At 56.1% G+C, this 26,024-nt stretch carries 27 protein-coding genes and 1 pseudogene; 26 read left to right on the forward strand and 2 right to left on the reverse strand.

Features of this window, described 5'->3' with window-relative positions; genetic code table 11:
• Both HMPREF7215_RS09945 and HMPREF7215_RS09950 read left to right on the forward strand, forming a co-directional pair.
• A pseudogene (locus HMPREF7215_RS09945) lies at positions 1-459 on the forward strand (ferredoxin); the annotation flags it as partial.
• Between the two features lie 255 nt (positions 460-714).
• The gene (locus HMPREF7215_RS09950; protein WP_009165736.1) at positions 715-1,221 is read left to right on the forward strand and encodes a sigma-70 family RNA polymerase sigma factor; all 507 of its coding nucleotides are present in this window, start codon (positions 715-717) and stop codon (positions 1,219-1,221) included.
• A 481-nt stretch (positions 1,222-1,702) separates the two neighbouring features.
• Here the strand turns inward: HMPREF7215_RS09950 and HMPREF7215_RS09955 are convergent, their stop codons facing one another.
• Positions 1,703-5,104 carry a sulfatase gene (locus HMPREF7215_RS09955; protein ID WP_009165738.1) on the reverse strand — a complete coding sequence of 1,134 codons (3,402 nt, stop codon included), beginning with the start codon at positions 5,102-5,104 and terminating at the stop codon, positions 1,703-1,705.
• 104 nt (positions 5,105-5,208) lie between these two features.
• Between HMPREF7215_RS09955 and HMPREF7215_RS09960 the strand changes: the two genes are divergently transcribed.
• Positions 5,209-5,400 (forward strand): hypothetical protein, encoded by a 192-nt coding sequence (locus HMPREF7215_RS09960; protein WP_009165739.1) that lies wholly within the window; start codon positions 5,209-5,211, stop codon positions 5,398-5,400.
• Positions 5,401-5,539: 139 nt separating this feature from the next.
• Here HMPREF7215_RS09960 and galE read toward each other — a convergent pair whose 3' ends face one another.
• Complete coding sequence (gene galE, locus HMPREF7215_RS09965) at positions 5,540-6,544, reverse strand: UDP-glucose 4-epimerase GalE (RefSeq protein WP_009165740.1); 1,005 nt, start codon at positions 6,542-6,544, stop codon at positions 5,540-5,542.
• Positions 6,545-7,329: 785 nt separating this feature from the next.
• Between galE and HMPREF7215_RS12525 the strand changes: the two genes are divergently transcribed.
• The 23 genes from HMPREF7215_RS12525 to HMPREF7215_RS10085 all read left to right on the forward strand — a co-directional run bounded on the left by HMPREF7215_RS12525 (position 7,330) and on the right by HMPREF7215_RS10085 (position 26,014).
• The gene (locus HMPREF7215_RS12525; RefSeq protein ID WP_009165742.1) at positions 7,330-9,936 is read left to right on the forward strand and encodes a DNA-directed RNA polymerase; all 2,607 of its coding nucleotides are present in this window, start codon (positions 7,330-7,332) and stop codon (positions 9,934-9,936) included.
• A gap of 513 nt (positions 9,937-10,449) precedes the next feature.
• Complete coding sequence (locus HMPREF7215_RS13675; RefSeq protein WP_040551107.1) at positions 10,450-10,731, forward strand: hypothetical protein; 282 nt, start codon at positions 10,450-10,452, stop codon at positions 10,729-10,731.
• Positions 10,732-10,736: 5 nt separating this feature from the next.
• Positions 10,737-11,474 carry a DUF2815 family protein gene (locus tag HMPREF7215_RS09980; protein WP_009165744.1) on the forward strand — a complete coding sequence of 246 codons (738 nt, stop codon included), beginning with the start codon at positions 10,737-10,739 and terminating at the stop codon, positions 11,472-11,474.
• Entirely contained in the window at positions 11,475-11,894 is a 420-nt protein-coding gene (locus HMPREF7215_RS09985; RefSeq protein ID WP_009165745.1) for a PDDEXK family nuclease, read from the forward strand.
• Positions 11,878-12,354, forward strand: a complete 477-nt coding sequence (locus HMPREF7215_RS09990; protein ID WP_009165746.1) for an N-acetylmuramoyl-L-alanine amidase — start codon at positions 11,878-11,880, stop codon at positions 12,352-12,354. Before HMPREF7215_RS09985 ends, HMPREF7215_RS09990 begins: the two co-directional genes overlap by 17 nt.
• Positions 12,344-12,640, forward strand: a complete 297-nt coding sequence (locus HMPREF7215_RS09995) for an HU family DNA-binding protein (protein ID WP_009165747.1) — start codon at positions 12,344-12,346, stop codon at positions 12,638-12,640. Before HMPREF7215_RS09990 ends, HMPREF7215_RS09995 begins: the two co-directional genes overlap by 11 nt.
• Positions 12,641-12,790: 150 nt before the next feature.
• Positions 12,791-14,404 (forward strand): DnaB-like helicase C-terminal domain-containing protein, encoded by a 1,614-nt coding sequence (locus HMPREF7215_RS10000; RefSeq protein ID WP_009165749.1) that lies wholly within the window; start codon positions 12,791-12,793, stop codon positions 14,402-14,404.
• Positions 14,404-14,580, forward strand: coding sequence for a hypothetical protein (locus HMPREF7215_RS13340; RefSeq protein WP_009165750.1), 177 nt, complete (start codon positions 14,404-14,406; stop codon positions 14,578-14,580). Before HMPREF7215_RS10000 ends, HMPREF7215_RS13340 begins: the two co-directional genes overlap by 1 nt.
• A gap of 6 nt (positions 14,581-14,586) precedes the next feature.
• Positions 14,587-16,557 (forward strand): DNA polymerase, encoded by a 1,971-nt coding sequence (locus HMPREF7215_RS10005; RefSeq protein ID WP_009165751.1) that lies wholly within the window; start codon positions 14,587-14,589, stop codon positions 16,555-16,557.
• Between the two features lie 167 nt (positions 16,558-16,724).
• Positions 16,725-17,384 (forward strand): FAD-dependent thymidylate synthase, encoded by a 660-nt coding sequence (gene thyX / locus HMPREF7215_RS10015; RefSeq protein WP_009165753.1) that lies wholly within the window; start codon positions 16,725-16,727, stop codon positions 17,382-17,384.
• Complete coding sequence (locus tag HMPREF7215_RS10020) at positions 17,374-17,868, forward strand: hypothetical protein (RefSeq protein ID WP_040551109.1); 495 nt, start codon at positions 17,374-17,376, stop codon at positions 17,866-17,868. The genes thyX and HMPREF7215_RS10020 overlap by 11 nt, the downstream gene beginning before the upstream one ends.
• Before the next feature lie 80 nt (positions 17,869-17,948).
• The gene (locus HMPREF7215_RS10025) at positions 17,949-18,185 is read left to right on the forward strand and encodes a hypothetical protein (protein WP_040551110.1); all 237 of its coding nucleotides are present in this window, start codon (positions 17,949-17,951) and stop codon (positions 18,183-18,185) included.
• Between the two features lie 11 nt (positions 18,186-18,196).
• Entirely contained in the window at positions 18,197-18,433 is a 237-nt protein-coding gene (locus tag HMPREF7215_RS10030) for a hypothetical protein (RefSeq protein ID WP_009165755.1), read from the forward strand.
• A complete protein-coding gene (locus HMPREF7215_RS10035; RefSeq protein ID WP_040551111.1) occupies positions 18,423-18,782 on the forward strand; it encodes a hypothetical protein in 360 nt (119 codons plus the stop codon). The genes HMPREF7215_RS10030 and HMPREF7215_RS10035 overlap by 11 nt, the downstream gene beginning before the upstream one ends.
• A complete protein-coding gene (locus HMPREF7215_RS10040) occupies positions 18,775-19,533 on the forward strand; it encodes an exonuclease (protein ID WP_009165757.1) in 759 nt (252 codons plus the stop codon). The genes HMPREF7215_RS10035 and HMPREF7215_RS10040 overlap by 8 nt, the downstream gene beginning before the upstream one ends.
• The gene (locus HMPREF7215_RS10045; RefSeq protein ID WP_009165758.1) at positions 19,518-20,147 is read left to right on the forward strand and encodes a hypothetical protein; all 630 of its coding nucleotides are present in this window, start codon (positions 19,518-19,520) and stop codon (positions 20,145-20,147) included. The genes HMPREF7215_RS10040 and HMPREF7215_RS10045 overlap by 16 nt, the downstream gene beginning before the upstream one ends.
• A gap of 230 nt (positions 20,148-20,377) precedes the next feature.
• Positions 20,378-20,737: a hypothetical protein gene (locus HMPREF7215_RS10050; RefSeq protein ID WP_009165760.1), complete on the forward strand. Its 360-nt coding sequence runs from the start codon at positions 20,378-20,380 to the stop codon at positions 20,735-20,737.
• A gap of 195 nt (positions 20,738-20,932) precedes the next feature.
• Positions 20,933-21,148: a hypothetical protein gene (locus HMPREF7215_RS10060; protein ID WP_009165762.1), complete on the forward strand. Its 216-nt coding sequence runs from the start codon at positions 20,933-20,935 to the stop codon at positions 21,146-21,148.
• 301 nt (positions 21,149-21,449) lie between these two features.
• The gene (locus tag HMPREF7215_RS10070) at positions 21,450-23,054 is read left to right on the forward strand and encodes a portal protein (protein WP_009165764.1); all 1,605 of its coding nucleotides are present in this window, start codon (positions 21,450-21,452) and stop codon (positions 23,052-23,054) included.
• Positions 23,055-23,214: 160 nt separating this feature from the next.
• Positions 23,215-23,367, forward strand: a complete 153-nt coding sequence (locus HMPREF7215_RS13345) for a hypothetical protein (RefSeq protein WP_009165765.1) — start codon at positions 23,215-23,217, stop codon at positions 23,365-23,367.
• Positions 23,367-24,110 carry a capsid assembly protein gene (locus tag HMPREF7215_RS12530; RefSeq protein WP_009165766.1) on the forward strand — a complete coding sequence of 248 codons (744 nt, stop codon included), beginning with the start codon at positions 23,367-23,369 and terminating at the stop codon, positions 24,108-24,110. Before HMPREF7215_RS13345 ends, HMPREF7215_RS12530 begins: the two co-directional genes overlap by 1 nt.
• A 56-nt stretch (positions 24,111-24,166) precedes the next feature.
• Entirely contained in the window at positions 24,167-25,162 is a 996-nt protein-coding gene (locus tag HMPREF7215_RS10080) for a phage capsid protein (protein ID WP_009165767.1), read from the forward strand.
• A 78-nt stretch (positions 25,163-25,240) separates the two neighbouring features.
• Positions 25,241-26,014, forward strand: coding sequence for a hypothetical protein (locus tag HMPREF7215_RS10085; protein ID WP_009165768.1), 774 nt, complete (start codon positions 25,241-25,243; stop codon positions 26,012-26,014).
• The last annotated feature ends 10 nt before the right edge of the window (positions 26,015-26,024 follow it).

Consider the following 26,024-nt stretch of genomic DNA (forward strand, 5'->3'; position numbering starts at 1 on the left):
GGAGCCCCGCACATGTGTCCCGGCTCGATGGCGCGCGCCATTCAACGCGGCGCGGCGGAAGCGCCCGAGACGGCGGGCGCGCCGGCCGATCTGCGCAGCCTCCTCAGCCAGTGGCCCGTGCAGATCAGGCTGGTCCCCGTCAACGCGCCGTATTTCAAAAACGCCTCGCTGCTGATCGCCGCCGACTGCACGGCTTACGCCTACGGCGCCTTTCACCGCGACTTCATCAAAAACCGCGTCGTGCTGATCGGCTGCCCCAAGCTCGACGAAGGGGATTACAGCGAGAAGCTGACCGAGATCATCAAAAACAACGACGTCAAAAGCGTTACCATCGTGCGCATGGAAGTGCCCTGCTGCGGCGGCCTCGAAAAAGCTGCCCGCGCCGCGCTGATGAACAGCGGCAAGTTCATCCCCTGGCAGGTCGTCACCATCGGCGTGGACGGCCGCGTGATCGAATAGCTTTTCGCGTAAGAAAAAATTTACCGCCGCAAACCAAAGACGGCAGAGACGCCTGAACGAATCGGCGCGTCTCTGCCGTCGTTTTTTTCGACAAATGTTTGCTTTGTAATGACGATGAGTGAATTATCCTTTTTGACTTTGATGAAGTCTAGTTGTATATTTATCACGATTAAAGCACTCTTTGTGATAAAGTCGGAGCAAGCCCCGCAGCTTCCGGCGTTTTGGACCTCACAAGAGGAGAAAGGATAACGATCAGTGGAATGCGAACGATGCGCTGCGAGCAAAGAGCAGCTGAACGAAACCGCTCTGCGCTTTTTGCCGCTGGCGAAAAAGATTGCCTGGCAGTATACAAGGCGCGGCGCCGAATACGAAGATTTGGTACAGGAGGGCATGATCGCGCTTTTCGAACTGGTGCGGCGCTATGACGAGGAACGACCGCCCCAGCGGCTGAGCCTGTTCATCTGGTACCGTCTGCGCGGCCGGGTCCGCGACGCGGCCGCGCGGCTGCGCCGGGATGGCGCCCACGATTCGCTGGAACAAAAATTCGAGGACGACGGTTTCGACGTTCCCTACGAAGAGGGCCGCTACGCCGTCTTCGAACTGCTCGAAAGCCTGCCGCCCCGCGAGCGCGAGCTGGCGCGCGGCCTGGCTTCCGGCCTGACGCAGAAGGAACTGGCCCGCCGCTGCGCCATCAGCCAGCAGGCCGTGAGCAAACGCGTGCGCTGTCTGCGCGACAAGGTGCGGCGCGCTCTGGCAAGCTGAAAATGAAGAGGCGTAACGCCGGCTTTTGATAGGGCTGATTATGAAAAAATCGAGGCTGGCTTTGAGTTTTCATATATTTTGTCTTCCCCGTGAGAATGATTTGACAAAAATTCATAACTTGAGTAATAACACGTAGAAAGAGCGATGCTCTTTTGGCAAGTGCCCTGCCGCTTTGAGAGCAGATCGTCATGAAAGGCGCGCTGCCGCCTGAAGCGCAGCTGCAGTGAAAACGGGAGGGGCTGTGGCCCCTCTCTTTTTATCTCTGACTTTGAGCCCCGCATTGGTGGAGAAACTCAATTTTTACTGCGTGGATTTTGTCTGTACCAACCATTTGAAAATATGTTCGGCAAAAATCCTGGACTTGTGCCCAGCAGCTGCGATTCCCTCTTGCCGGAACAAAAATGCCAGTTGTGGATCACTCTCAACACAGACGGATAAAAAGCGGCGAACCTCGCTTCATTCGAGGTTCGCCGCTTTGCTTTCACCGTTTGAACGCGGGGTCTTTGCGCGAGGCGGAGAGGTCGGCGTAGGTGTTGAAGGCGACGCTGTCGACGACGCGCCGTCGTTTTTTGTCGTAGACGACGATGTTCATGCCCAGCGACTGTGCGGAATACTCCGTGCCGTCGATCCGGACCGACGACTCGGAACCGGCCTCCATTCCCGTGCTGACGAGCCCGATCTTCAGCCCCGCGGCGTCGACGGTTGTGTCGATGCGGCCGGGCGTGCATTCTTCGTAGATCTTTTTGCCGCCGTCGCTGACGGCCGCGTAGCTCCAGCGCCGCTTGCCGGACAGCGACAGGTCGAGCCCCAGCGGCGCGAAGAGCTTGCGGTGCGTTTCCGTCAGGCGGCGCGCGCCTTCGTCGAGCACGGAGATCAGCACGACGTAATCGGGATCGGCCAGCCGCCGCAGATAGCGGCAGAAGTCTGTTTCCAGAAAAAGCGGCGTCAGGTCGACGGACTGCACGCGTTTTTGCCCCTGCGCGTCGATAAATCCGACGTCGGCGCACGGCCCTTGCGCCGTCAGGGCGGAGATCACGCCGTCGAAACCGGCCGACACGGCGCCGTCCAGCGGCGCGGCACCCGCGCTTTCTGGACCGCCGATCAGTTTGATTTTGAAGGCCTGCTCCCACGGCGTCTGGAAGTAAAGCCGGCCGCCGGAGCGCGCGACGTATGGCCCGTCGGGCCATGAGGCGAGAAACGCCCCCTTTTCGATGGGAACGCGATGATCGACGGGGCGGTGGCGCAGTTTGGGCGTTTCGCCGCCGGGATGCCGCGTCGTCGCGGGCGCGCCCGCGAGCAGCGGCGCCAGTTCGTCCAGCGGTACCGGCGCGGCGCTTGCGGCGCGGTCGATCACTTCGCCGCAGGCGGGATCGAAGACGACGAAGTTCGTGCCCTGCTGCGCCCAGGAGTATTCGAGGCCGTTCACGCGGATTGACAGTCGTGCGCGGGTACGCGACTGGGCGGTGGTGGCCTCGTCATACGTGTTGAGGTCGAGGTAAACGCCGCCTTCCTCGCCGTCGAAGTGCAGCGCCGTGCCGGGCTCGCCGCGCTGAAGCGTGAGGATCTGACCGTCCCGCATGGCCAGAAGGCCGGGCTCCCGCCCCGGGGCGTTGACGGCGGCGAGGATCAGCGCCTTCGACCGCGACAGCTTGCGCACATAGGCGTAGAAGTCCTGCTCCTCGCGCAGCGGCGCGCTTTTCGCCGCGGGGAGGAGGCTGAACGGGCGCGCGTTTTCCGCGCCGTCGCGCCGCCACCCCGCTTCCAGATATTCAAAACCGGCTCCGTCCAACGGCGCGGCGGCCCAGCGGAATTTTTGGTCGGATGCGCGGCGCAGCTCGCGCGGCGTCAGTTCGACGGTCTGCCCGCCGCGGCGGGCGCGCAAAATCAGTTCTTTTGCGGACAGGCGCCCGTCCAGCAGCTTGCAGAAGAGCGTGTCCCGATGGCAATAGACTTCCATCGCGCCCGCGAAGGCCACGCAGGGCGCGCCGCCGTCCAGCACGGTGCGTTCGTCCTGCGGCACGCCGCCGTTCCCGGCTGCGTACGGCCACTGCGCCGCCGTCCGCAGCGGCGTTTCATGGGCGGCGACCGGCCGGTCTTTTCCGTCGACGAATTCCAGCCGCAGGCGGTACGTTCCTTCCGGCGGCACGGGGATCGACGCCTGCAGGTATTCGGCGTCCTGCGGCGGCAGGTTGCGCGGCAGCGGGAACGTGCGCGCATATTCCGGCATGTTGCGGCCGTCGGCGGCGCAGACCGACGCGCGGATCCGCAGCGGCGCATCTCCCGCGCTGGACAGCAGGCTGTCGCTTGAATTGAAGACCGCGCACTGAAAATCGCCGCTGCCGCCGGTCCTCATAAACAGTTCCGGTTCGGAAAAGACGATCTTCGGCGCGCCCTTGGAAAAGTCGTTCGTTTTCGGCGGCGCGTGCCGGGCGAAAGAATCTTTGGGACGCTTGAAGAACCGGTTGTAGCGCGCCGACGTCTTGCCCAGTTCGGCGACGTAAGCCTTTTCGCCCAGTTCCTCGATCATCGTCGGGCACGCGCTGAACAGCGACGTGCCGATGCCGAAACGGCGCCCGGGAAGATTTGCGCCGATGGCTTCGAGAATCGTCGGCGCGAAATCCGGCGCGCTGAAAAGCCGTTCGCCCTCGCGCTCCGGGCGCGGGATCGCGTTGATGAACAGGTTGAGCACGGCGCGTCCGTCCCCCAGCGGACGCCCGGCGATGGCGTCGCCCATCCAGAGATGGTCGCCGAGAACGACGATCGTCAGGTCGCGGGCGAACGGCTGCGCCTGTACCCAGTCGATGAACTCGCCCATCATCAGGCTGCTGGCGCGGATCACGTCGCGAAAGTCGTGCCAGCGCGTTTGTGGGCGGACGTCGGGGTCGAGAAAGTAGTATGTGTCCGGCCCGTGCGTGTCGAGCGTCTCGACGAAAAAAGCGTACGGCGCGCCCGAAGCGGCGCGCAGCGCCAGATCTTCCTTGAGCCGCTCGTAGAGATAGCGGTCGCGCAGTCCCCAGCCGTTGCCGCGGTTCTGTTCCACGTCGGAGCGGTATTGGCTGAACCAGCGCAGATCCTTGACGACGGGGCGCTCCGCGTGCGTGCGGATCAGATTTTCGATGCCGCCGAACGAACAATCGCTGGAGAACATAAACTCCAGCGCGTAACCGCTGCGCTCCAGCACCTCGAAGATACTCAGCGCGCCGGGCAAAAACGACTCGTAGTCGCCGTAGTCGTTGTGGCCGATCGGCAGTAGCAGCGGCAGCCCGAAGTCCGAGGCCGTCACGCCCGCCGTCGTCCAGGTCGTGCCGCGCACCTGGCGGAAGCCCGTGAAATGGAGATGGTCCTTCTGCAGCCGCGCCAGCTCCGGCAGCAGCGGCGCGCCCATGACCACGGCGTCGTTGAAGGTGTCCTCGATCGACTCCATGTGGATCACCAGCAGATTGCGCTTGGCGCCGGGGAACGACCAGCGCGTGTCCGCCGGTTCGGGCACGGCGTCGAACAGCGTTGTGCTCTGGAACTGACGCAGTACGAACCCGGCCACGCCGACGCTCTGTTCCGCGTACAGCGCGAAACCCGCCAGCGCCAGCGCCGCGACGAGGCCCGCGCCGCGCCGGCCGCGCCGCAGGCAGAAACGGCAGAACAGCCCGTACAGAATCACGACTGCCGCCGCGCCCGCGCCCGCGGCGAAAATGAGACGGCGCAGATGGGCGTCGACGCCGCCCGTCAGCGGCACGTCCAGATGAAACAGGATCTGTTCCATCGACACCGGCCCCCAGACCCGGCGCATCAGCGCCAGAGCCGCCGTTCCCGCCGCCGCGAGAGCGAAGACGGCGGTCAGCGCCGCACCCTTGAAAAAGCGCGCATGATCTTTTATGAACGACATGAATACGATCTCCTCATTGAATGTGACGTTGCGGAACGGACATAGTTTATCACAGGGAGACAAAGGACGCGGACTTTGGCGCAAAGTCGCCGGAAGTCCGCTTCGTGCCCTTGGCGACGAGCGGCCGCGAAGTGGGGGCGCGGCGTCGGGAAGATCTGGACGAAAAACTGCGGCGCTGCATCGACGGACTGTCCAAGGAAGAGCTTCGGCAGGAGCTTTGCAGCCTTTTGCGCGGCTGCGAAGAGACATGGATATTTGAACGATACGTGCGCGGCCGCCTTGACCTTGACTGGTGAGCTCCCGCATCGAAAGCCGGCGGGGGCTTCGAGTTCCCGCCGGCAGTTCGGGATAGACGACGCCGCGCCCGTCGCGTTTTGAATCATTCCTTCAAAACGCGACGGGCGCGGCGTGTTTTTGATGAGCTCTTTGATGTTTTTATCGCAGCGACTTCTTCGTCCAGTTCCAGGAATCGCGGCACATGTCGTCGAGCGATTTTTGCGCTTTCCAGCCCAGCAGACGCTCGGCCTTGCTTGCGTCGGCCCAGCACGCGGCGATGTCGCCGGCGCGGCGCGGCGCGATCGCGTAAGGGATTTCGACGCCGTTGACCCGCTCGAACGAACGGATCAGATCAAGCACGCTGCTGCCGTGCCCCGTGCCGAGGTTGAACACCTCGGCACCTTGGTGCGAAGCGGCGTAATCCAGCGCCGCCGCGTGCCCTTTGGCCAGATCGACCACGTGGATGTAATCGCGCACCCCCGTGCCGTCGGGCGTGGGGTAGTCGTCGCCGAAGACGCGCAGCTGCGGCAGCTTGCCCGCCGCCACCTGGCACAGATACGGCATCAGATTGTTGGGGATCCCCTGCGGCTGCTCGCCGATCAGCCCCGACTCGTGCGCGCCGATCGGGTTGAAGTAACGCAGCAGCACCGCCGCCATCCCCGCGTCCGCGGCGGCCGCGTCGCGCAGGATCTGTTCGATCATGAACTTCGTCCAGCCGTAGGGATTCGTGCAGCCGCCGGCCGGCATGTCCTCGGTGAACGGAACCGTGTTCGTCATCCCGTACACCGTGGCCGACGAGCTGAAGATGAAGCGCTTGCAGCCGTGCGCCGCCATGACTTCCAGCAGCGCCAGCGTCGTGTCCAGATTGTTGCGGTAGTAGAGCAGCGGCTTGGCCACCGATTCGCCCACCGCCTTGAGCCCCGCGAAGTGGATCACCGCGTCGAGATCGTGCTCCGCAAAGAGACGCGCCAGCGCCGCCTTGTCGGCCACGTCGATCCGGTAAAACGGCACGCGCGCACCCGTAATCCGCGCCAGCCGCTCGATCACCGCCGCCGAGCTGTTGCTCAGATCGTCGGCGATCACCACCCCGTGTCCCGCCGCGATCAATTCGACCGCCGTATGCGACCCGATAAAACCGGCCCCGCCGGTAAGGAGAACGTTCATGGTTGTTTCCTCCAGTGAAAGATTGTCAGCCGCCACACATCACGCGAATTCCGGCCTCTGCCATAAAATTATACACTGAATCGAAACTTTTTCACCGGCGCCGAAGAAAGCGGGCTCATGACGTTCCTTTCAGCTTCGCGCCGAGATCCTTCATGTCCTGGCGCTCGTCCTTCCCGCACCGGTGATCGGTCAAGTTTCTTCGTCCTTTTTCAAAAGGCGGCGGGCTACCCCACAGTCAGAGAGAAAATGACATTTTTCCTGTGGAGCTCAAATCCGAGGCCGACACGGCCGACAAGAGCCTCAAGAAATTTAATGACGACCAGAAGGTACGCCCATCTTTGGCCGGACGATCTCTACGGAATGACGAAATTGTTGGAATAAAGCTTGAGTAAAATGTCGTAAAAAATAAAAGGACTTGTCGTAACTGCATTGACAAGTCCTTTGCAATTTGAAAAAATGGTGCCTAAGGAGGGACTCGAACCCTCACGTGGTTGCCCACGGGGGATTTTGAGTCCCTTTTCGCATTTTTTAGAACAATTTCCACAATAAAAACCTAAGAATTATTGTTTGCTTTTCAATGTGTTAAAACGACATATCGTATTTTTACAACAAAAAACGCCATATTTACAACAAGGGAGACGCCGGTAATAAGGTATCTCCCTTGTTGTTTATCTTAAAAGGCCAACGTATTTCCTGTATTTTGAAGTATCGCATAAAAGCATTGTAATCTATACAAATAGATTCCATAATGCTATACTTCAATTACAGTTTACAAGGAGGTTAAAATGAATACACATAACGAATTCTTATCACTACAACTTCCAGACGAATACGAAAAAGTTTTGGAAAGAGAAAAGACAATACGAAATCAACACATTGCCGATATTGAAGACAACAGCCGGAAAGCCTTCGAAGACGGTGTCTGGTCAAAACACAAACCGCTCCGTAGTCTAATGGCAAGCACGCTCCCCTTTATTACCGACTGTGCGCGCGCTGTCGCGAACAACCTCAAAAATACCGATGGCAAGGCCACCCCGCATAAGAACCATATCTTGAAATTTAGCAAGGAAGACATTGACGCATACTGTTATATCGCGTTGACGGTCATGCTCGATGAGAGCACTAAAGGGCGCTCTCTCACACATGTTTACGCTGCGATCGCGAGCGCCTGCGAAGAAGAAGCCCGAATCAATTTCTGGCAAAAAGCCGCGCCGCGTTTTTTTACAGCCGTCGTGAACCGTCAAAAGGAAAACACATCCGACCCCTTGTGGATCAAGCTTGGTCTTTCAGTCGCCATGAACCGTTATGCGAACGGCGTTTACGGCGGCAAACCGCACAAGGAGGCGCAGTGGGAAAAATGGTCTACCAGCTATCGCTACTGGATGGCGTCAACACTGGCAGCCATCGTTTTGAGCAAAACATCTTTATTTGATGTTATCCGTATTCCCTATTCCGGCAATAAAAACATCTCGGAAACAGGGTACAAACTCATGCCCAGTGCGCAACTACTTCAATGGGTAGGAAACGCCGATGCAGTTCTTGGGCTTAAAGGAGGCTTTTATTTGCCTTTGCCGATCCCTCCAAGACACTGGACAAACACGCAAAACGGCGGCTACTGGACGGTCTACGGCGGTCAACTCCCACTCGTCAAAAACCGCAATGAAGCGTATCAGGAAGAAATTCTCAACCAGCCGGAACAGTTCGCCACCGTCTTTGAGGCCGTCAACGCCGCCCAAGACACAGCGTGGCGTATCAACCAGCGCGTCTACACCGTTTTAACCGAACTCGTACACGAAGGAAAAGCTGTTGCAGGACTGCCGAGCGCTGACAAACTCCCCCTGCCGAACTGCCCTAAATGCGGCGCGAAAATCGTCGAAGGCGTCAAACATGAATGCCTGCAAAGCCCGGAAGTACTCGACAGTTGGAAGGGCCTTGCACGAGCCGTATATCGAAAAAACGCCAAGGCCATAGGCCAGAGGCTCCGCCTCGGCATGTCGATGGAAATCGCCGCACTGCTTCTAAACGACGAACGATTCTATTACGTATATCAAACCGATTTCAGAGGCCGCCTTTACCCGGTCGGCAATTTAACGCCTCAAGGGACTGACTGGGAAAAAGGCATCTTGGAATTTGCGGACGGCGTCCCATTGGGCGCACACGGCGCAAAATGGCTCGCTGTCCACGTCGCTAACTGTTGGGGCAACGACAAAGTAGATTACGACGAGCGCGTTCAATGGGCGAAAGACAACACGCAGTGGATTCGCGACTGTGCCAACGAACCCCTGATCCACAGAGAGTGGACCGAAGCCGATTCTCCGTTCATGTTCCTCGCCGCCTGCATCGAGTGGGACGGCTATTGCAGGGAAGGCGACGGTTACCTGTCCCATACCCCTGTCGGCCTCGACGGCAGCTGTTCAGGAATCCAACACTATTCAGCTATGCTCCGCGACGAAGTGGGCGCAATCGCGACAAACGTCAAATGCCTCCCCAATCAACATAAAAAGTCCGACATCTACGGCCTTGTCGCCGAAGAGGCCGTCAAACAATTCCGGGAAGACGCAACGGGGGCCGACGCAGACAAGGCCAAGTACGCCATGTTCCTTCTCGCCCATAACTTAATGGACCGAAAGATCACCAAACGCGCTGTCATGACACTCCCTTACGGTTCGACGTTTCAGACCGCCCGCGAGTACGTCTGCGAAGCTCTCAGCGAACGCACGGAAATCGAACAATATGACACCAAAGAAGTAAAAAGCCTGCTTATGTACGCGGCGACGACCGTTTGGCATGCTATCCCCAAAGTCGTAAAAGGCGCGCGGGAAGGCATGAAGTTCCTCAAGACCGTCGCCAACCTCGTTGCGAAAGCCAGCACCCCCGTCGCATGGGTAGCGCCGAGCGGTTTCGTCGTGCAGCAAAGTTACTATTTGACCGACATGAAGCGCATCAAGACACGGCTCCAAGGCAGCATCATCGTCAAAAACAAAATGCCATGTTGGGTAGCTTCGGGAGGTGCGGTTCTGTTGAAGGACAGCCACGATAGCCCTTACATCAACAAAGCCAAGCAGGTATCGGGGATTGCGCCAAATTTCATCCATTCTCTTGACGCTTCGCACCTGATGTTTTCTGTTTGCGCAGCTAAAAAATCCAGAATAACTTCTTTCGCTTTAGTTCACGACAGCCTTGGTGTTCATGCCGGTAAAACCGAAGAATTTGCTCAGATTCTCCGTGAACAATTCTGGCAATTATACACAAAACACAAACCTCTGGAAGATTTTGTCGAGCATATTAAACCATTGTTAATTTCTGGTGATGAGCGCAAACTCCCCAAAATACCGATGATTAACACATTTTGTCCCGACGATATTTTGAAAGCCAAGTTTCTGTTTTCGTAATCGCATATATAGTGCACCTTTTGCAAATGGCAAAGTTATTTTGACCAAAACACCGCCGTTCCTGAAAAAGGTGCACTAGTGAGAGAAGCAGTTTCACGAACGGACTTTGGAAAATGGTTTCCAAAGTGCTGCTTAAATTCTCATCTTCCTCGCCTGCAACCTTGCGTTACGAATTGGGGGGCCGTAATGCACGAGACGGGGAAGACGCCCGTGGGGGGTAGGGGGGGGCAATAACTTATATCTTAATAATTCAACAGGAATTACTAAGAATGAGTTAAAGCTCTTTCAATATTACCTATTTCTCCGACAAAAACCGTCTACTCGGATCGCTACCGCGATCCTCGTAACCAGACGGTTTTTGTAAAACCCTTGGTAACGACACCTTGGAGGTTATAAACCTAGGTATAAATTAAACCGTCTTAAACAATAACTTAACGGTTCATCGATAACGAAGATTGTTTAAGGATTGGTTTAATTATATTTAACATATCTCATTGTGTTGGGGGTGATGAAGTGATTCCGGTTCCCGTCGATCTTTATGCAAAATGTGCCAATGCGTCGATGCACAATGTGTCCTTAACGGTCATGCAGATTTTGAACAATATCCAAGACCTGTCGCATGACACGCAGTTGATGTCGTCGTGCGCCCTCTTCCTGTGTCTGGCCGAGCGCTATTCTATCCGGCCAACGGAGTTGATGAACCTCGCGTCGAATCTCATCAAAAAAGCAGGCGGTTATCCCAAGGCGACATTCGAAGCCTTGAAAGCGTATATGAAAAACGAATTGGAGGATTGACAACAGTGTTGAAAGAAAAAGTGGACAAGAACGGATTCAAACGGTTGGTCGGTACGACTCCCGCGGGCAAGGCGTTGTTTTGTCGCGTGTTCGAACCGGATTATCAGTTCGACGAGCGTGGCGATTACTCCGCGACAATTCTGCTATCGAAGGACAACCCCGAGGTCGCCGAACTGGAACGGCAGTTCGAAGCCCTGATGGCCGAAGCGGAAGCCATGGCGCAAGAGAACGCCGCCAAGAACAAAAACCCGAGAAAGCGCAATGAACTCCCGCCCCGTAAAGACGAGAACCACGGCGACTGGTTCGACAAGAACGGCGAGCCTACCGGCGAATACGCCATCCGGGCGAAAGCGAAAGCTTCCGGCACCAGCAAACAGGGCAAAGACTGGACATTCAGCCCGTTCGTCTGCGACGCGCAGGGCGTGCCTTTCCCCGAAGAGCCCAAGCGCCTTATCGGCAACGGCTCGACAATCAAGCTCGCCGTCACGGCGTTCCCGTACGCCAGCCCGATCGGCTATGGCATCTCCATCCGTCTCGACGCGCTGCAAGTTCTTGACCTCGTGGAATACAACAAGCGCGACGCCAAGACGTATGGCTTCGGAGAAGAAGAAGGGTATAGTGTCGCCAGTGCCGATGAGCACGATGAGACAGCGCAGTTTGCGGATGAGGACAAATACGAAGGCACTACTGCACAGCCTGTATCGTATCGCGAGCGCGCATCGCAGGAAACGGGGGATTTTTAAGTGATCCTGTTCCCTAAAAAACGCGGGCGGCGTCCGCACGAAGGCGCGGGCACTTCGCGCTTTCAGACTGAGGTCGGCGCGCAACTTGAATCATATGGTTTTTTCGGCTGCGATAAACCACCCAAGATCGAATACGCCGAGAAACACACGTATACGCCAGATTTTATCCTTCCGAACGAGACTATCATCGAAGTAAAAGGGTACTTCCCGCCCGAAGACCGGTCGAAGATGCTCCATGTCAAAGAATCCAACCCAAATCTCGACATTCGGTTTATCTTTTCCTCCCCGCGAAAAACACTTACCAAAACGTCTAAGACAACCTATGGCGAGTGGGCAACGAAGAACGGCTTTAAATGGGCCGAGAAAAAAATCCCGGTTGAGTGGCTGTACGAAGAGAAAGGAGATGTACACACTGCGTAAAATCGACTTGATCGTTATCCATTGCGCCGCGACGAAACCGTCCATGAACGTCGGCGCGAAAGAAATCAACATCTGGCACCGCCAGCGCGGCTTTTACAATCCCGCGAGCGGCCTTTCCATCGGTTATCACTATGTAATCCGCCGCGACGGCACGGTCGAAACCGGACGCCCCGTCAATCAGCCCGGAGCGCACGCCAAAGGTTACAACGCCAACAGTATTGGAATCTGCCTGATTGGCGGCCTCAATCAAGACACCGGCAAGCCCGAAGCGAACTACACTGAAAAACAATGGGAGGCGTTGTTGGCGCTGGTCGTCTCACTTTGCAAAGAATACGGCGTCACGAAAGTCGTCGGGCACAACCAGCTCGCCGTAAAAGACTGCCCGTGCTTCCGTGTGCCCGAGTGGCTGGACGGAAACAGCACGGCGTTCGAAGAAGGAGGAATCGAGATTGAATACTGACGAACTTATCAGGCAGTACCGCAAAAACAGCCGTTACCCCAAACCGCGCGCGCAGGCGCTCGCCGACATCGAGAATTTCCTCGCCGTCGTCGCCAAGGCGCTCACGGACGAAGAACGCGTAAACCTTCGCGGCGTCGGCATTCTGACGACGACACTCTCGGAAGTGGGAGACAAGACCTATAAAAACCCGCGTACAGGTGAGAGCTTCGTCAAAGAAGGGCATAAGACTCTCCGAGCAAAGTTCAAGCCTTCCAAGGCCATCTATGGGGCCTATGGATTGGCTTAAATGTCAAACAGCGCGACCGTTCAAGCGCACATTGCCTGTCCTGTCTGCGGGAGCCACGACGCGGCGGCATTATACTCGGACGGCCATTTGTACTGCTTCTCCTGCCAGAGCAACATAGCCGGAGAAGCGACGGGAGCGAAACGGACGCACATGCCCGCCGAACTGATCAAAGACATCGAATATCTGCCGCTGACAGCCCGCGATCTGACCATCGACACCTGTCGCAAATTCAGCTACGGCGTCGCTGATGACGGTACTAACGTCTGGCAAGTCGCGACCTACTATGACCAGAACGGGGAACCTGTAGCACAGCACCTCCGCGGAAAAGACAAAACATTCCGATGGCGCGGTTCTCCGCAGAACGTGAAGCTTTACGGCCAGCAGTTGTGGAACGACCACGGAAAAATGGTTATCGTCACCGAAGGCGAGATCGACTGCCTCAGCGTGTCGCAAGTACAGGGCAACCGGTGGCCGGTTGTTTCAGTGCCCAACGGCGTGACAAGCGCTGTGCGTGCATTCAAAGACAACCTTGAATGGCTTGAGTCTTTCGAAAAAGTCGTCATTTGCTTTGACATGGACGAACCGGGACGGAAAGCGGCGAACGAAGCCGCGCAGGTACTCAGCCCCGGCAAAGCCTTCATCATGTACTTGCCGCTGAAAGACCCTAACGACATGCTTAAAGCAGGCAAGACCGCCGAACTGATCAGCGCGATCTGGTCAGCCGCCCCTTATCGTCCGGACGGAATCGTTTCCGGAATCGAATTGTGGGATGAGTTGACGAAAGCGCCGGAGAAAGGCTACGCGACGCCGTTTCCCAAACTCAACACGATGACGGACGGCATCCGTAAAAAAGAACTGTGGCTCTTCACCGCCGGTTCCGGAATAGGCAAGTCAACCGTCGTCCATGAAATAGCGTACCATTTCATGACGCAGCACAAGCTGACCATCGGCGTTATGGCGTTGGAGGAGAGCAAACGTCGAGCTGCGGAAAGATATCTGTCGATCTACCTGAACAAACCGCTCCACTTGACCCGTGAAGGCGTCAGCGAAGAAGCATTGAAAGACGCTTACGACCACACCATCGGCCAAGAGGGGCGGTTTTATTTGTACGATCATTTTGGCTCCACCGACATTGACACGCTCATGAGCCGCATCCGCTATATGGCTGTTTCCTGCGCCATCGATTTCCTCGTCCTCGATCACATCAGTATCGTCGTGTCGGGATTAAGAGACGCCGGGGAGAGCGAGCGCAAACAGATCGACATGCTGATGACGGCGCTGCGCAGTTTGGTGGAAGACACAGGCATCGGCGTCCTCGGCGTCGTCCATCTCAAGCGCCCCGCACAGGGAGCTTCATGGAACGATGGCAAAAAACCGGCGCTGACCGATCTCCGCGGTTCAGGCGGCCTCGAACAGCTGTCCGATATGGTCGTCTCCCTGTCCCGCAACCAGCAGGATGAAGAGACAGGCAATTACAGCCGCCTGAACGTGTTGAAGAACCGCTTCACAGGCGTTGTCGGTACTGCCGACACCCTGCTGTATGACAACCGCACGGGCCGTCTCCTTGCAGTACAGGACAAAGACGACCCGTTCAGGGAGGAAAATCGAGGCAATGTTTTCGAAAACAACGTTAAAGAACAAGATACGCAGTGGCCGCTACGAGTTTCGGAACAGCGACGGGCGTCTGCGCCTGCACAAACTGACGCTGGGCGAAAGACTGAAAAAAGCGTTGAACAGCCTTTGGAAGGGGAGGTAGATTTCTGATGTTGCTTACTATTGTTGAAAAAGTGCTGGCGGCCGTGCAGCCGTTGATTCAGGCAAAAGCGGAAGTGATGGTATTCAACGCGCGCTGGGCGCCGGTGTTGTGGTGTTCTTGTTTTGCGTTTCTTGCTGTGTCCGTCATTTGCGCGGTTGCTTTTGCCGCCAGGCGTTTATCTTGATACGAAATGCTCATCTTCGACATTGAAACGGACGGCCTTCTCGACGCGACCACAAAAGTCCACTGCCTGACGATCTACGATACAGAGACTGACGAGTCTCGCCTTTACTCGTCGCGTGGGGATTACCCGCAAATTCCTGTTGGAGTAGAACGGCTGGCCGCTGCGGACTGTGTTTGCGGGCATAATGTTCTGGCGTTTGATATCCCCGCGCTGACAAAGGTTTACCCCTCTTTCGCGCCTAAAGGCGAAGTCGTCGACACTTTGACGATCTCCCGCCTTATCTGGACGAACCTTGCCGATTTGGATTTTACGGAGATACGTCGTGCCAAAACACCAGCTCAGCCCATGTTTTTCTTTCCGAAAAAGCTAGTTGGTTCCCATTCCCTCAAAGCGTGGGGGTACCGCCTCGGCGTGCTGAAGGGCGAGTTCGGCGAGACGACCGACTGGCAGGAATGGTCCGAGGAAATGTGCGCGTACAATAGGCAAGACGTTGTTGTGACCAGGGCGCTGTGGGAGCGGATACAGGAGCAGGACTACAGTCAGACGGCCATCGACCTTGAACACCAGTTCCAGAAAATCATCCTGCAACAAGAGCAGAACGGCTTTCCTTTCAACCAAGAGAAAGCCGTTCTTTATTATTCCCAACTCGCCAAGCGCCGCGAGGAACTGACGCAGGAATTGCAGCGCATTTTTCCTCCGGAAGATAAAGGCGACTGGTTTGTCCCAAAAGTCAACAACGCCAAGCGCGGCTACGTCAAAGGCGAGCGCGTTTGGAGAGCGCGCATCACCGCCTTCAACCCCGGCAGCCGCAAGGATATCGCCGAACGGTTGAGAGAGACGCGCGGCTGGGAACCGCAGGAGTACACCGAACGTGGCACTCCGAAAGTCGATGAAGAAGTTCTTTCGGCCCTCGACTGGCCGGAAGCAAAAGCCCTGAGCGAGTATTTCCTTGTGCAGAAACGTATCGGACAGCTCGCCGAGGGCAACAACGCGTGGCTCAAGCTGGTGGGGAGAGACGGCCGTATCCACGGCCACGTCATCACCAACGGAGCCGTTACAGGGAGGTGCACACATGTCAGTCCGAACATGGCTCAGGTGCCTGCCGTGGGCGTTCCTTGGGGCGCTGAGTTTCGCAGTCTGTTCTATGCTCCCCCCGGCTGGTCGGTTCTGGGCGCTGACGCTTCTGGCCTTGAACTGCGGTGTCTTGCTCATTTTATGGCTCGGTACGATGGTGGCGCTTACGCGAGAAAAATCCTCGAAGGCGACATCCACTGGGCCAACGCGCAGGCGCTGGGATTGGTAGCGGAAGGCGAAAAGAAAGACCCCGAGAACCCCTACCACATGTGGGCGCGAAACAAAGTCGCGAAACGATTTATTTACGCTCTGAATTACGGCGCGGGCGACCATAAGCTCGGCGAACTCGTCGAACTGACCGACGATCAGGCGAAAGCGCTGCTCGCCGCCGCGCCGAAGAGCAAGATCGACCAGACCAGCGCTCGACTTGCCAAACAGTTTCAGTATAAAACTATCACGTTCAAGGACATTGCGCAGAGTTTGAAAGGCGCAGAGCTTCGCGCAACATTCATGAAGAACCTCCCGGCGCTAGCGTCGCTGATCGAAGACGTGAAACGCGTTGCCAAAAAGCGCGGTTATCTCATCGGCCTCGACAAGCGCCGTTTGAACGTCCGTTCGATACACAGTGCTTTCAACACGCTGCTGCAATCGGCCGGAGCTATCGCCGTCAAGAAAGCCACCTGCGTTCTGTGGGACGACCTGACCACTGCTGGCCTCGCCGACAAAGTCCAGCAAGTCGCGCACGTTCACGACGAATATCAATTATTGGTGAAAGAAGGAGAGGAAGAACATGTTGGACAAATCGCCACCGCTGCGTTTGGAAAAGCCGGCTTATTCTTTGAATTCAGAATCCCTCTTGCGGGAGAGTTCAAATTTGGAAGAAATTGGGCTGAAACTCATTAGGGCGAGCGTTAAGGCTGCTACTCGATTTCTGACGGAAGATGTCGCGCGATACGACGCCATTCCCGAAGACGAATTATTCCGCGATCTTGTCGTCGTCCTCGGACTGCTCAGCTGTTTGAATAACGCTTTGAGCGGGGATGCCGTTGCGCCCGCGGAGGGCGATTGAAATGTTCGTCGTGCCAGTCGACAGCAGCAACCTCAGCGTACCTCGCTTGGCGAGGATTGCCCGCGTCTGCACGACGCCGTTAGAATGCCAGCCGGCGAGCGGCGCGGAAGAGGACGACGCGCGCCTTGTCCGCACACTGTATGAAAACGGCCATTGGAGCGTTTTCGAGCATGCCACAATGACCTTTTACATTGACGGCATCAGCCGCGCCTGTTCCTTGCAGCTCGCCCGTCACAGACATATTTCGCGTACCGAAATGAGCCAACGGTATGTCACGTTCACTCGAGTAAAAGACGAGACAGACCGCATGTTCCTCAATCGCGTCTGCGTCTTGCCGGAAGCGTACGACAGCCCCAAAGAACAGGCGTTGTGCGAAAGGGCTTTGCTTCGCCCGCTCGAAGCGTACCGGGAAGCGCTCGAAAAATATGGGATGAAACCCGAAGACGCGCGCATGCTGCTTCCGGAAGCAGCCAAGACGCGCATGTACGTTACGTTCAATTTGCGTACATTGTTGGAGCTTATGGAAAAACGCGGGACGAACAGATACGCGCAAAAAGAAATACGGGATTTGGTAAACGCCATGTGGGCGCAGGTGCCTTTGGACGTGTGGCAGATACTTGACCCGCTTGTACGGGAAGGGAGCAAGAAAAATGACCAGTGAAGAATACGTGAAGATGCAGAAAATGTGGCTCGAAGCTACCGGCGTCAAGAAGGGCAGCTGGGTAAGGGTGACACGAAATGCAGTAAGCGGTGAAAGCGGTTGGAACAATTTGTGGGACGCGGAGATGACTAAGAGCGTAGGGAAGGTTCTGCGTGTAACGGGGGCATGCGTTAGTTCTCTTGGAATCGAACTAGCGGAGCCCAAGACTGTCTCTTTCAGATTCCCATTCTTCGTCCTCGACCTCGCAGAAGCGCCGAAGCCGGAGAAGTACCAATTCAAGCCGTTCGAGCAGGTGCTTGTGAGAAACAACGATAATGAGGTATGGTGCGCCAACGTGTTTAGCAGATACGTCAGGGGCAGTAGTTATCCTTACGAGTGCGTAAATTGTGTGTGGGAGCAGTGCATCCCTTACGCCTGGCACGAGCATCTGCTCGGTACGACAAACGCGCCCGTGGACTTGACGAAGGATTATGACAAAGAGTAACGGTATGGACGCAAAATGAGAAACGTCGCGTACATCTACGACAGATTCCTCAATAAGGCCAATAAGTCCGAACAGGAGGGATGATGGTGTTTTCGTCACGTGATTTTGTTTGTGAAATAACCGCTGATTTACTCGCAGAAATCGACAGACTCGTCGAGCGCTTGAACACATTAAAAAACGCATGCAGCGAAAAGCCCCGCAACGATTATGATTTTGTCAATGTGAGTTACGCCGCAGCTGCAAAGCGCGCTTCGATCGACGTTTGGCGGGCGCTCAGCGAATGGCGGCGCAAGATGCGGAACACTGCGCCGTTTTAGGAGGCCGCGAAATGGTATGCCACGACAGCGCCGCCCGTTTGGGCAAGATCGCCGACGACATCTCCGACGCTCTGGTCGGACTTGGTGTTTCCAAAAGCCAGTTTGCTTGGTACATGCGCGTCCCATTCAGTACGGTCGCGCGCTGGTGCGGTTATGGGATTTCTCCACAGTCTCGTTATTTCAAGCGTGTCTGCAAAGAACTCGGGCTGGAACCGGAAGATTACGGATGGTATGAATATGGCGAATGATTTGAAGTGGCTCCCGCAGTTCACCGACGAAGAGCTGGTGGTGCTGCATCGAAAGTGCTTCGGCGACAACGTAGACAGCTTGGCTTCCCGAGACGACGAACATGGAGATTACACATTCTTCGAAGACGGCTGGGGAGGAGACGAAGAACCTGATCTTCTGTTGGAGACGGCGTACTATTACAACGACTTCGATTGCCCCAGGCCTGTTGATTGGTCCGGCAGTGACGTCGGTCTTCACGCGCGCTTTGTCGAATACATGTACAAACGTTTCGGCGCGCCTTATATCGTTGACTTTGCGCGTTACATGACAAACGGCGCTGATGTTAGGGAGTATCTTGAGTATGCCTGATGGCAAGTTGACGCTTCTTATCGACGGCGACATTATTGCCTACAAAGTCGCTTGCGCTTGCGAACACGCTATCGAATGGTCGGAAGGCGTTTGGACCCTCCATTCCGATCTCAAGGAAGCTAAAGCGCTGTTTCAGGAGCAGTACGAACAGATACGGGACAAGATCACGGCCGACGACGCGGTCTTCGCGCTGAGTCCCAAGCGCAATTTCCGTTACCGTATCTGGCCGGAATACAAGGCTAATCGAAAAGACAAGCGCCGCCCCTTGGTGCTGGAACAGCTCAAAGCATGGATGACGGAAGAGTACGAAACCTTCCTGCGCCCCGGTCTTGAAGCCGACGACTCACTCGGCATTCTCGCCACGTCGCCGTACATTATTGAAGGCGAGAAAATCATCGTCAGCGCGGACAAAGACTTCAAGACAGTCCCGGCTAAATTCTGCGACATTCGCGATTGGGAAGTCCGCGAGACGACAGAAGCGCAGGCCGATTACAATCATATGTTCCAGACCCTCACGGGCGACGCCTGCGACGGGTATAAAGGCTGCCCGGATTGCGGGCCGGTAAAGGCCCGGAAAGTTCTGGACGGCCTTTCGTCGTATCGGGAGATGTGGCCCGCCGTCGTCGAGGCTTACGCCAAAAAAGGTCTGGGAGAAGAATACGCGCTCGTCATGGCGCGGCTCGCTCGTATCTGCCGCCGCGGGGATTATGACTTCAAAAGAAAGGAAGTTATTTTATGGACTCCAATGTAGGTACTGTGCCTTTTGTGAAAAAGACATCGCCGTTCATTGTCGCTATCGCCGGTAACGGGCACGACGCTGGCAAAACCACCGTCGGTGATTTTATCGCCGATGTTTTGACGCGCGTTTACAGCCTCGACTCAATCCGCCTGCCGCTCGCTGCGCCGCTGAAAGAGTTCTGTACCAACTTGTACGGTGTGCCATTCAACTGGGTAAACAAAGACGAGTACAACAAAGAGATCGGCACTGTCCCGCGCAGTGTACTTATCGACGTCGGGCAGGCCCTCACCAGCCATTACCCGGCCATTTTCGTCGAAGCCCTATGCCGGCGCGTTAAAAGAGACTTTGCCAACGAAAATTTTTACACTCCGTCCATTGTTATTGTCGACGACCTGCGCTTTCAGGTCGAATTGGAAACGCTGAAGAAGTCCTTTCCCAATGCTGTCCTTTCGTGCTTTGTTGAGCGTAAAAAAGCAAAGAACGAGTTTAAAAACACGAGCATGGACGCAGACTTAGTGCATGAGACATCAGTACGCTTCTCCAATAATTCTGACTTGGGCAGGCTGTACACGTGCGCGTGCGATATCGCTAAGGAAATAGCTGGATGCGTTGGGGCCGTACTATAAAGCGCCGATTTGGAGGGATTGTATTGCTGTTACAGGACGAGTTTTATGACAAACTTCTCAGTTTTCGCGCGGATATCGAAGAACTTTACATAAAGACCACCGAAGGAAAGTTGGCCTATGCGTTGCGTTGCCTGTTCGACGCTATGGACGACGTTTTGGATATTATCAAGAGGGTAAACGAATAATGCAGCGCGATTTTGTCGGTACGTTTGTTGAAGGAGATGCCAAAAATGCTTGACACAGAGGTTTTAGAACTGCTGCCTACCAACAGGCTTGTTTCGCGTGTTGCTATTTATAGCGATCGTTTTTGGTGCGCTTACGAAAAAGTTATGGAAACACTGTCTAGATTCTGCAATGTTGCCGACGCGGCATTCGAACATAAGAAAAGCCTTATCAGCGAGATGGCACATTCCCCAAAAAAAGAGAAGGAGTGGTGTTCCGCTAAAAACGCACTTGTCGAGAATCTCAAAAATATGGCCGCTTGTTCGGGAGCCTTATTGATCGCGTTCGGGAAAGATACTCCGGAGAATATGGCGGCTGTTTGCACGGCTTTTTTGTCAACGTGGGATCCCAACAGATACAAAAAATGACGCATCCTTATATCTCTTTTTCGTACATGACGCGCGCCGAGAAGGAACGACTGTCGAAGTTGTTCCTCTCGGCGCGCGCTCAGCTGGAAGACATCTATTGCAGCCCTTACACGGATTCATCGTGTTTCGCCCTTATGATGCAGCGTCTTCTGAACAACGTGGACGACGTTATCGATGCTTTTGAGGAGGCTGAAATTGCCGGTGAATAACCAGTACAGCGCCGCGTTTTTGGAGCGGCAGTATCGTCGTGTGAATTATGCGCTCTCGTTTATAGAGTCTGTGAGCGACTCTATGAACAACCACAACGGCCCGGTCGACGAATTGTTCAAGCAGGTCGACACCGTTTACTCCGAAGCTTTGTGCCTCTTGAATATGCTGGCGAAAGCGACAAACCGCGTTGTGCGTACATAGCCGTCTATTCCGTTGTAAAAACAACGGATTACATAATTTCGTTGTTTTTACAACGGAATGCATTAATGAGGTAATTATTTAAAGGAGGGCATAATCGTGTGTTTTTCTAAGCCAAAGGAAATTCAGCCAGCGCCCGCGCCTCCGGCGCCCGAACCCGTGCCTGAAAGCGTCGCCCCGGCGAATACGGAAACGACGTCGACACGGGCACAGACAAAGATCAGGCGTAAAGGGCTGAGTTCGTACCGCACCGATCTCAACGTTTCGGGAGTTTCAGGCGGCGCGTCTTCCGGCAGTGGTCTGAATGTCCCGAGATAAAACGCTCGCCGCGCTCCGGCGAAGCGCGCGAACTACGTTCAAGGCGCGCTTCGAACTGCTCGCCGGTATCCGCGAAAGCTACTGCCAACGCGCCGAACAATGCTCGGCGCTGACGGACCCTTATTTATTCCCCAAAGATGGCGTGACGGGCGAGAAGGTCGCGTCTCCATACCAGTCCGTAGGCGCGGAAGGCGTGACCAACCTCAGTTCGCGCATTCTCAATATCATCCTTCCGCCGAACCGCCCGCCCTTCCGCCTCCGCGTCGAGAAAAACCCGGCGCTGCCGGAAGAGAAACGAAATTGGCAACAGATCGAAGAAGGCTTGGCACAGCTTGAAAAAATGGTGTGCGACCACATCGAAACGCTCGAAGACCGCGTCGTGATCGCCGAAGCCATCCCTCACCTGCTGGTGACGGGGAACGTCCTGCTGCACGTCCGCAAAGACGGCATTCGTCTGCACAGTCTCAGGAATTACGTCGTCAGCCGCGACCCCCGCGGTAACGTCGCCGAGATCATCGTCCGGGAAAAAGTCGATCCGCGTTTCCTTGCGCTGCCGTTAGCAACGTCCACGACGGACGCGCCGGAAAACGACCGCCGCCCCGAGGACAAAGCCAGCTACAAGGAACTGTTCACGCAGATCAAACGCACCGAAAACGGTTGGTCGCTGCAACAGGAAGTCGATGGTAAGTTTGTTAGCAAACACGGTCATTACAAGAAAGATGAATGTCCTTGGCTTCCGCTGCGCATGTATCGCGTTTCCGGCGAAAGCTACGGTCGCGGTTATGTCGAGAAGTATCTTGGCGACCACAAGTCCCTTGAAGCTTTGACCAAGGCCATCGTCGAAGGCGCGGCAGCGTGTGCCAAGGTCGTTTTTCTTGTTTCTCCCAACGGCACGCTCAAGGCCAAACAGCTTGAAGAGGCGGGTAACCTTGCCATTCTCACCGGCAGCGCCGCGGAAGTTTCGACCGTACAGGTACAGAAAGCCAACGATTTCCAAATCGCCAAAGCCATGGCCGATAACCTTCAACAGCGCCTCAGCCGCGCGTATCTGTTGAACTCGGCCATTCAACGCAACGCAGAGCGCGTTACGGCAGAAGAGATCAGGTATATGGCGCAGGAACTCGAAACGGCGCTGGGCGGGCTGTACTCGATGCTTTCGATGGAGTTCCAGCATCCTTATGTGAAACTCCGCATGAAGTATATGAAGGAAGACGCTCTTCTTCCTGATCTTGATCAACAGTATCAGGAAGGAAAAGTCGGCGTAAAGATCGTCACGGGCATCGACGCTTTGGGCCGGGGACAAGACGCCAGCCGCCTCACCGAATGGGCGGGGATCGTCTTCAAGACCATCGGGCCTCAGGTCGCCTTGCCCTACATCAACGCGTCGGCCTTTATGAAAGCCCTCGCCAACAGCATGGGTATCGACGGCGTGAGTCTGCTCAAGTCGCAGGAAGAGATCGAAGCCGAACAGGAACAGTCTCAGCAGAACCAGCTCCTTCAAAACGTCGCCCCCAACGCCGTCAACCAGATCGGCGCTTTGCTGGGCAAGCGCATGGACGCGGAGAATCAAGAACAGTCCCCAATCTCTTAACAGTTCAACTGTTCATTGGTTGGGCCGTTCATTAGGGCTGCGTCGTTCGTGGAGGGGCAGCATGCACCCGAAACGGAACCGCAACACGACGCCCCACTTCCCTGCCTCTCCTTTAAGGAGGGGCGGGGATTCTATTTTTATTCTACGGAGGAAAGATCAGATGGCGAACACGAAAAAAGCGGCAACGGTAGTGGCCGGCAACCCCGCCGAACTGGCGATCCAGCCTAACGTCCACGAGTACGAACGACGCGAAGACGATATGGGCAACGGCATCAAGCGTGTTACGTATTACGTCAAGAAAGACGAAGAATAATGGCGGAAGAGCAGATCGACGTTGCTGTCGAAGAGAACACGGGCGGTAACGCGTTCGGTTTCGACGACGGCGCGCAGGCCGAACAAAGCGAAGAGCAGTTCGAAGAAGGTCTCGGCGTCCCCGAGGACGAACCGGAAGAAGGTGCCGCGCAAGAAGAACAGAGCGAAGAAGAGCTTGTCGAGAAGCTGGCTGAAAATGCGGCTGAGGCGCAGTCTGTAGTCTCTTTCCTTGCGTCCAAAGGCATTGACTACGACAGCCTCGTTGCCGAGTACAGCCGTGACGGTAAACTCTCGGAGCAGACCTACAGGCAGTTCGATAAAGCGGGGCTGCCGCGCTCCATGGTCGACGCCTATTGTGCTGGCCAGCAGGCCCTGTACGAGTCCTGGGTAGATCACGTTAAGGGCATTGCAGGCGGCGAAGAGAACTATGCCGAGCTGATGAAATTCGCCAGCGCCACGCTGAGCGACAAGGAAAAAGAAGCCTACGACCTCGCCGTCAATTCCGGCGACATGGGAACGGCCCGCATGGCCGTCGAAGCGCTCTTGTACCGCTACAATCATGAGTATCCAGACGACGGCTACGATTATGAGGGGAACGACAGTGATTCTGCCGTCGCCGTCACGGGCTTCAAGACCCTCGACGAAGCTGTCGCCGCGCAGGAAGACCCGCGCATGTACACTGACCCCGAATACGCCAAAGTGTTCAATATGCGTTTAATGAAAACGCCGTTTTTGAAGCAGTAAAAATTTCCTAAAGGAGACTGATATCCATACCCGCAACCAACGTCCTCGCTAATCCGATGTGGCTCGGTGCAAACAACGGCACCATCCCCGCCAACGAAAACGCCGCCGAAGCGCGCGCCCTGTTCATCACCAACTACAAACTCGACGTGATGAAAGCCTTCGCGCGCAAGTGCATCTTCAAAGACCTGCACCGTATCCACACCATCGACCACGGCAGTTCCAGCACCTTCTACTACACCGGCACCGCCTCGGCGCACTACCACGACAAGGGCAAGATGATTCTCGGTACGAACAACCCCCCGATCAGCAAGACTATCATCAACATCGATGGGCTGCTGCTGGCCGACATCATGATCGACGACCTCGAAGACGCCATGATGCACCTCGACGTCCGTTCCGAGTTTTCGCATCAGCAGGGAGTGGCCCTCGCCAACGCCTTCGACGAACGGATCGCCCGCCTGTTCTACCTGTCGGCGCGCTCCGGCCCCAAGAACAAAGACCACCCCGGCGGCTCCGTGATCAGCGCCAAGGACGCCGAAACCAACGGCTCCGTTCTGGCCGACTGCATCTTCGCCGCCGCGCAGACCCTCGACGAGAAGGACGTCCCCGACGACGAGCGCTTCATTGTCGTCAAGCCCGCCCAGTATTACCTGCTGTGCAAGGTCAAAGACCTCATCAACCGTGATTACGGCGGCTCCGGCTCCATCAAGGACGTAGCTTTGCAGAGCATTGCCAACATGTCTCTCAAAAAGAGCATGAACCTGCCTAACGGTAAAAACATTACTACTGCCGACCCGCACGAGCATAACGACTACCGTGGCGACTTTACGAAATCTGTTGCTGTCGTGGGCAACCGCAACGCCGTGGGCACCGTCAAACTCAAGGACCTGACCACGCGCATGTCCGGCTCCGAAGTGAAGACCCTCTTCGAAGCGACCCTCATCACCGCGTCTTATGCCATGGGGCACGGAATTCTCGACCCTCGCGGCGCGGTCGAAATCGCCACCGGCGGCGCGGGCGCGACGCCCGTCGTCACTCCGAGCAATCCGTAGTAAAGCGCAGCGTAAAGGGGGCCTGATTCATTCCGGGCTCCCTTTTTTATTCAGACGAAGGGGGAGTTACTCATAGGATTGGCAACCAAGATTAAAGCCAATAATATCAACCGCGAAGAGCGCTTGAACAAGATTATCCGCAATAACCGGGAGCGTGCGTACCAAACCCTCAAAAAAGAAAAAGAACGAGCGGATGCCGCCCGTAAAGAATATAGAGAGCACGCCCGCCGCCTCGCCGCCAAGAAAGCTGTGCAAGCGCGCGAAAAGGAAAAGCCTCAGGAAGAGCATAAAATTGTTCAGCCCGTTTCCGTCGATCGCGAAACCGGAGCCGTAACGGCCAGTAAAACCCCGCGGCGGCTTGGGTTGAACGAAATCGAAAAGCGGGCTGTGCAGAAAGAGCTTGAAAAACGTTACGGCAAGCAGGAACAAAAGTTCCAGACAGTAAGAATGCAAGAACTCAATCGCGGTTACCGTCCGCAGCCCCAAGAACCCGGAGAGATCAGAAAGGGCCTGTCCAACAGGGCTGCTCTAGCCGCATCGTATAGGAGAGAGCATGAAACCTTGAAGAGAGGCGTGCCGCTTGTCGCGGCCGGTGCCCTTGCCGCAGGAGCGGGATTTGCTGGAGCTGGGGCTGCGTCCGCCGCCAAAGCTGCCGCCATAGGCAAGCTCAAGCGCGCTTCAACTGCCATGAGCGGGCGTATGGGCGAACAGGCGCAGAGAGTGGCCTCTCGCACTCACAAGTCTGTGGAGAAGCTTTCCAAGCCCAAACTTGCGGAAGTTGCGCGGCGCGTTCGCGTGGACGATAAAAGCGGCGTCATGAAAAGAATCTTCAAGAAAGCCATCCGCAACTAAACAAGGAGGA

The organism is Pyramidobacter piscolens W5455, from assembly GCF_000177335.1.
GTDB lineage: Bacteria > Synergistota > Synergistia > Synergistales > Dethiosulfovibrionaceae > Pyramidobacter > Pyramidobacter piscolens.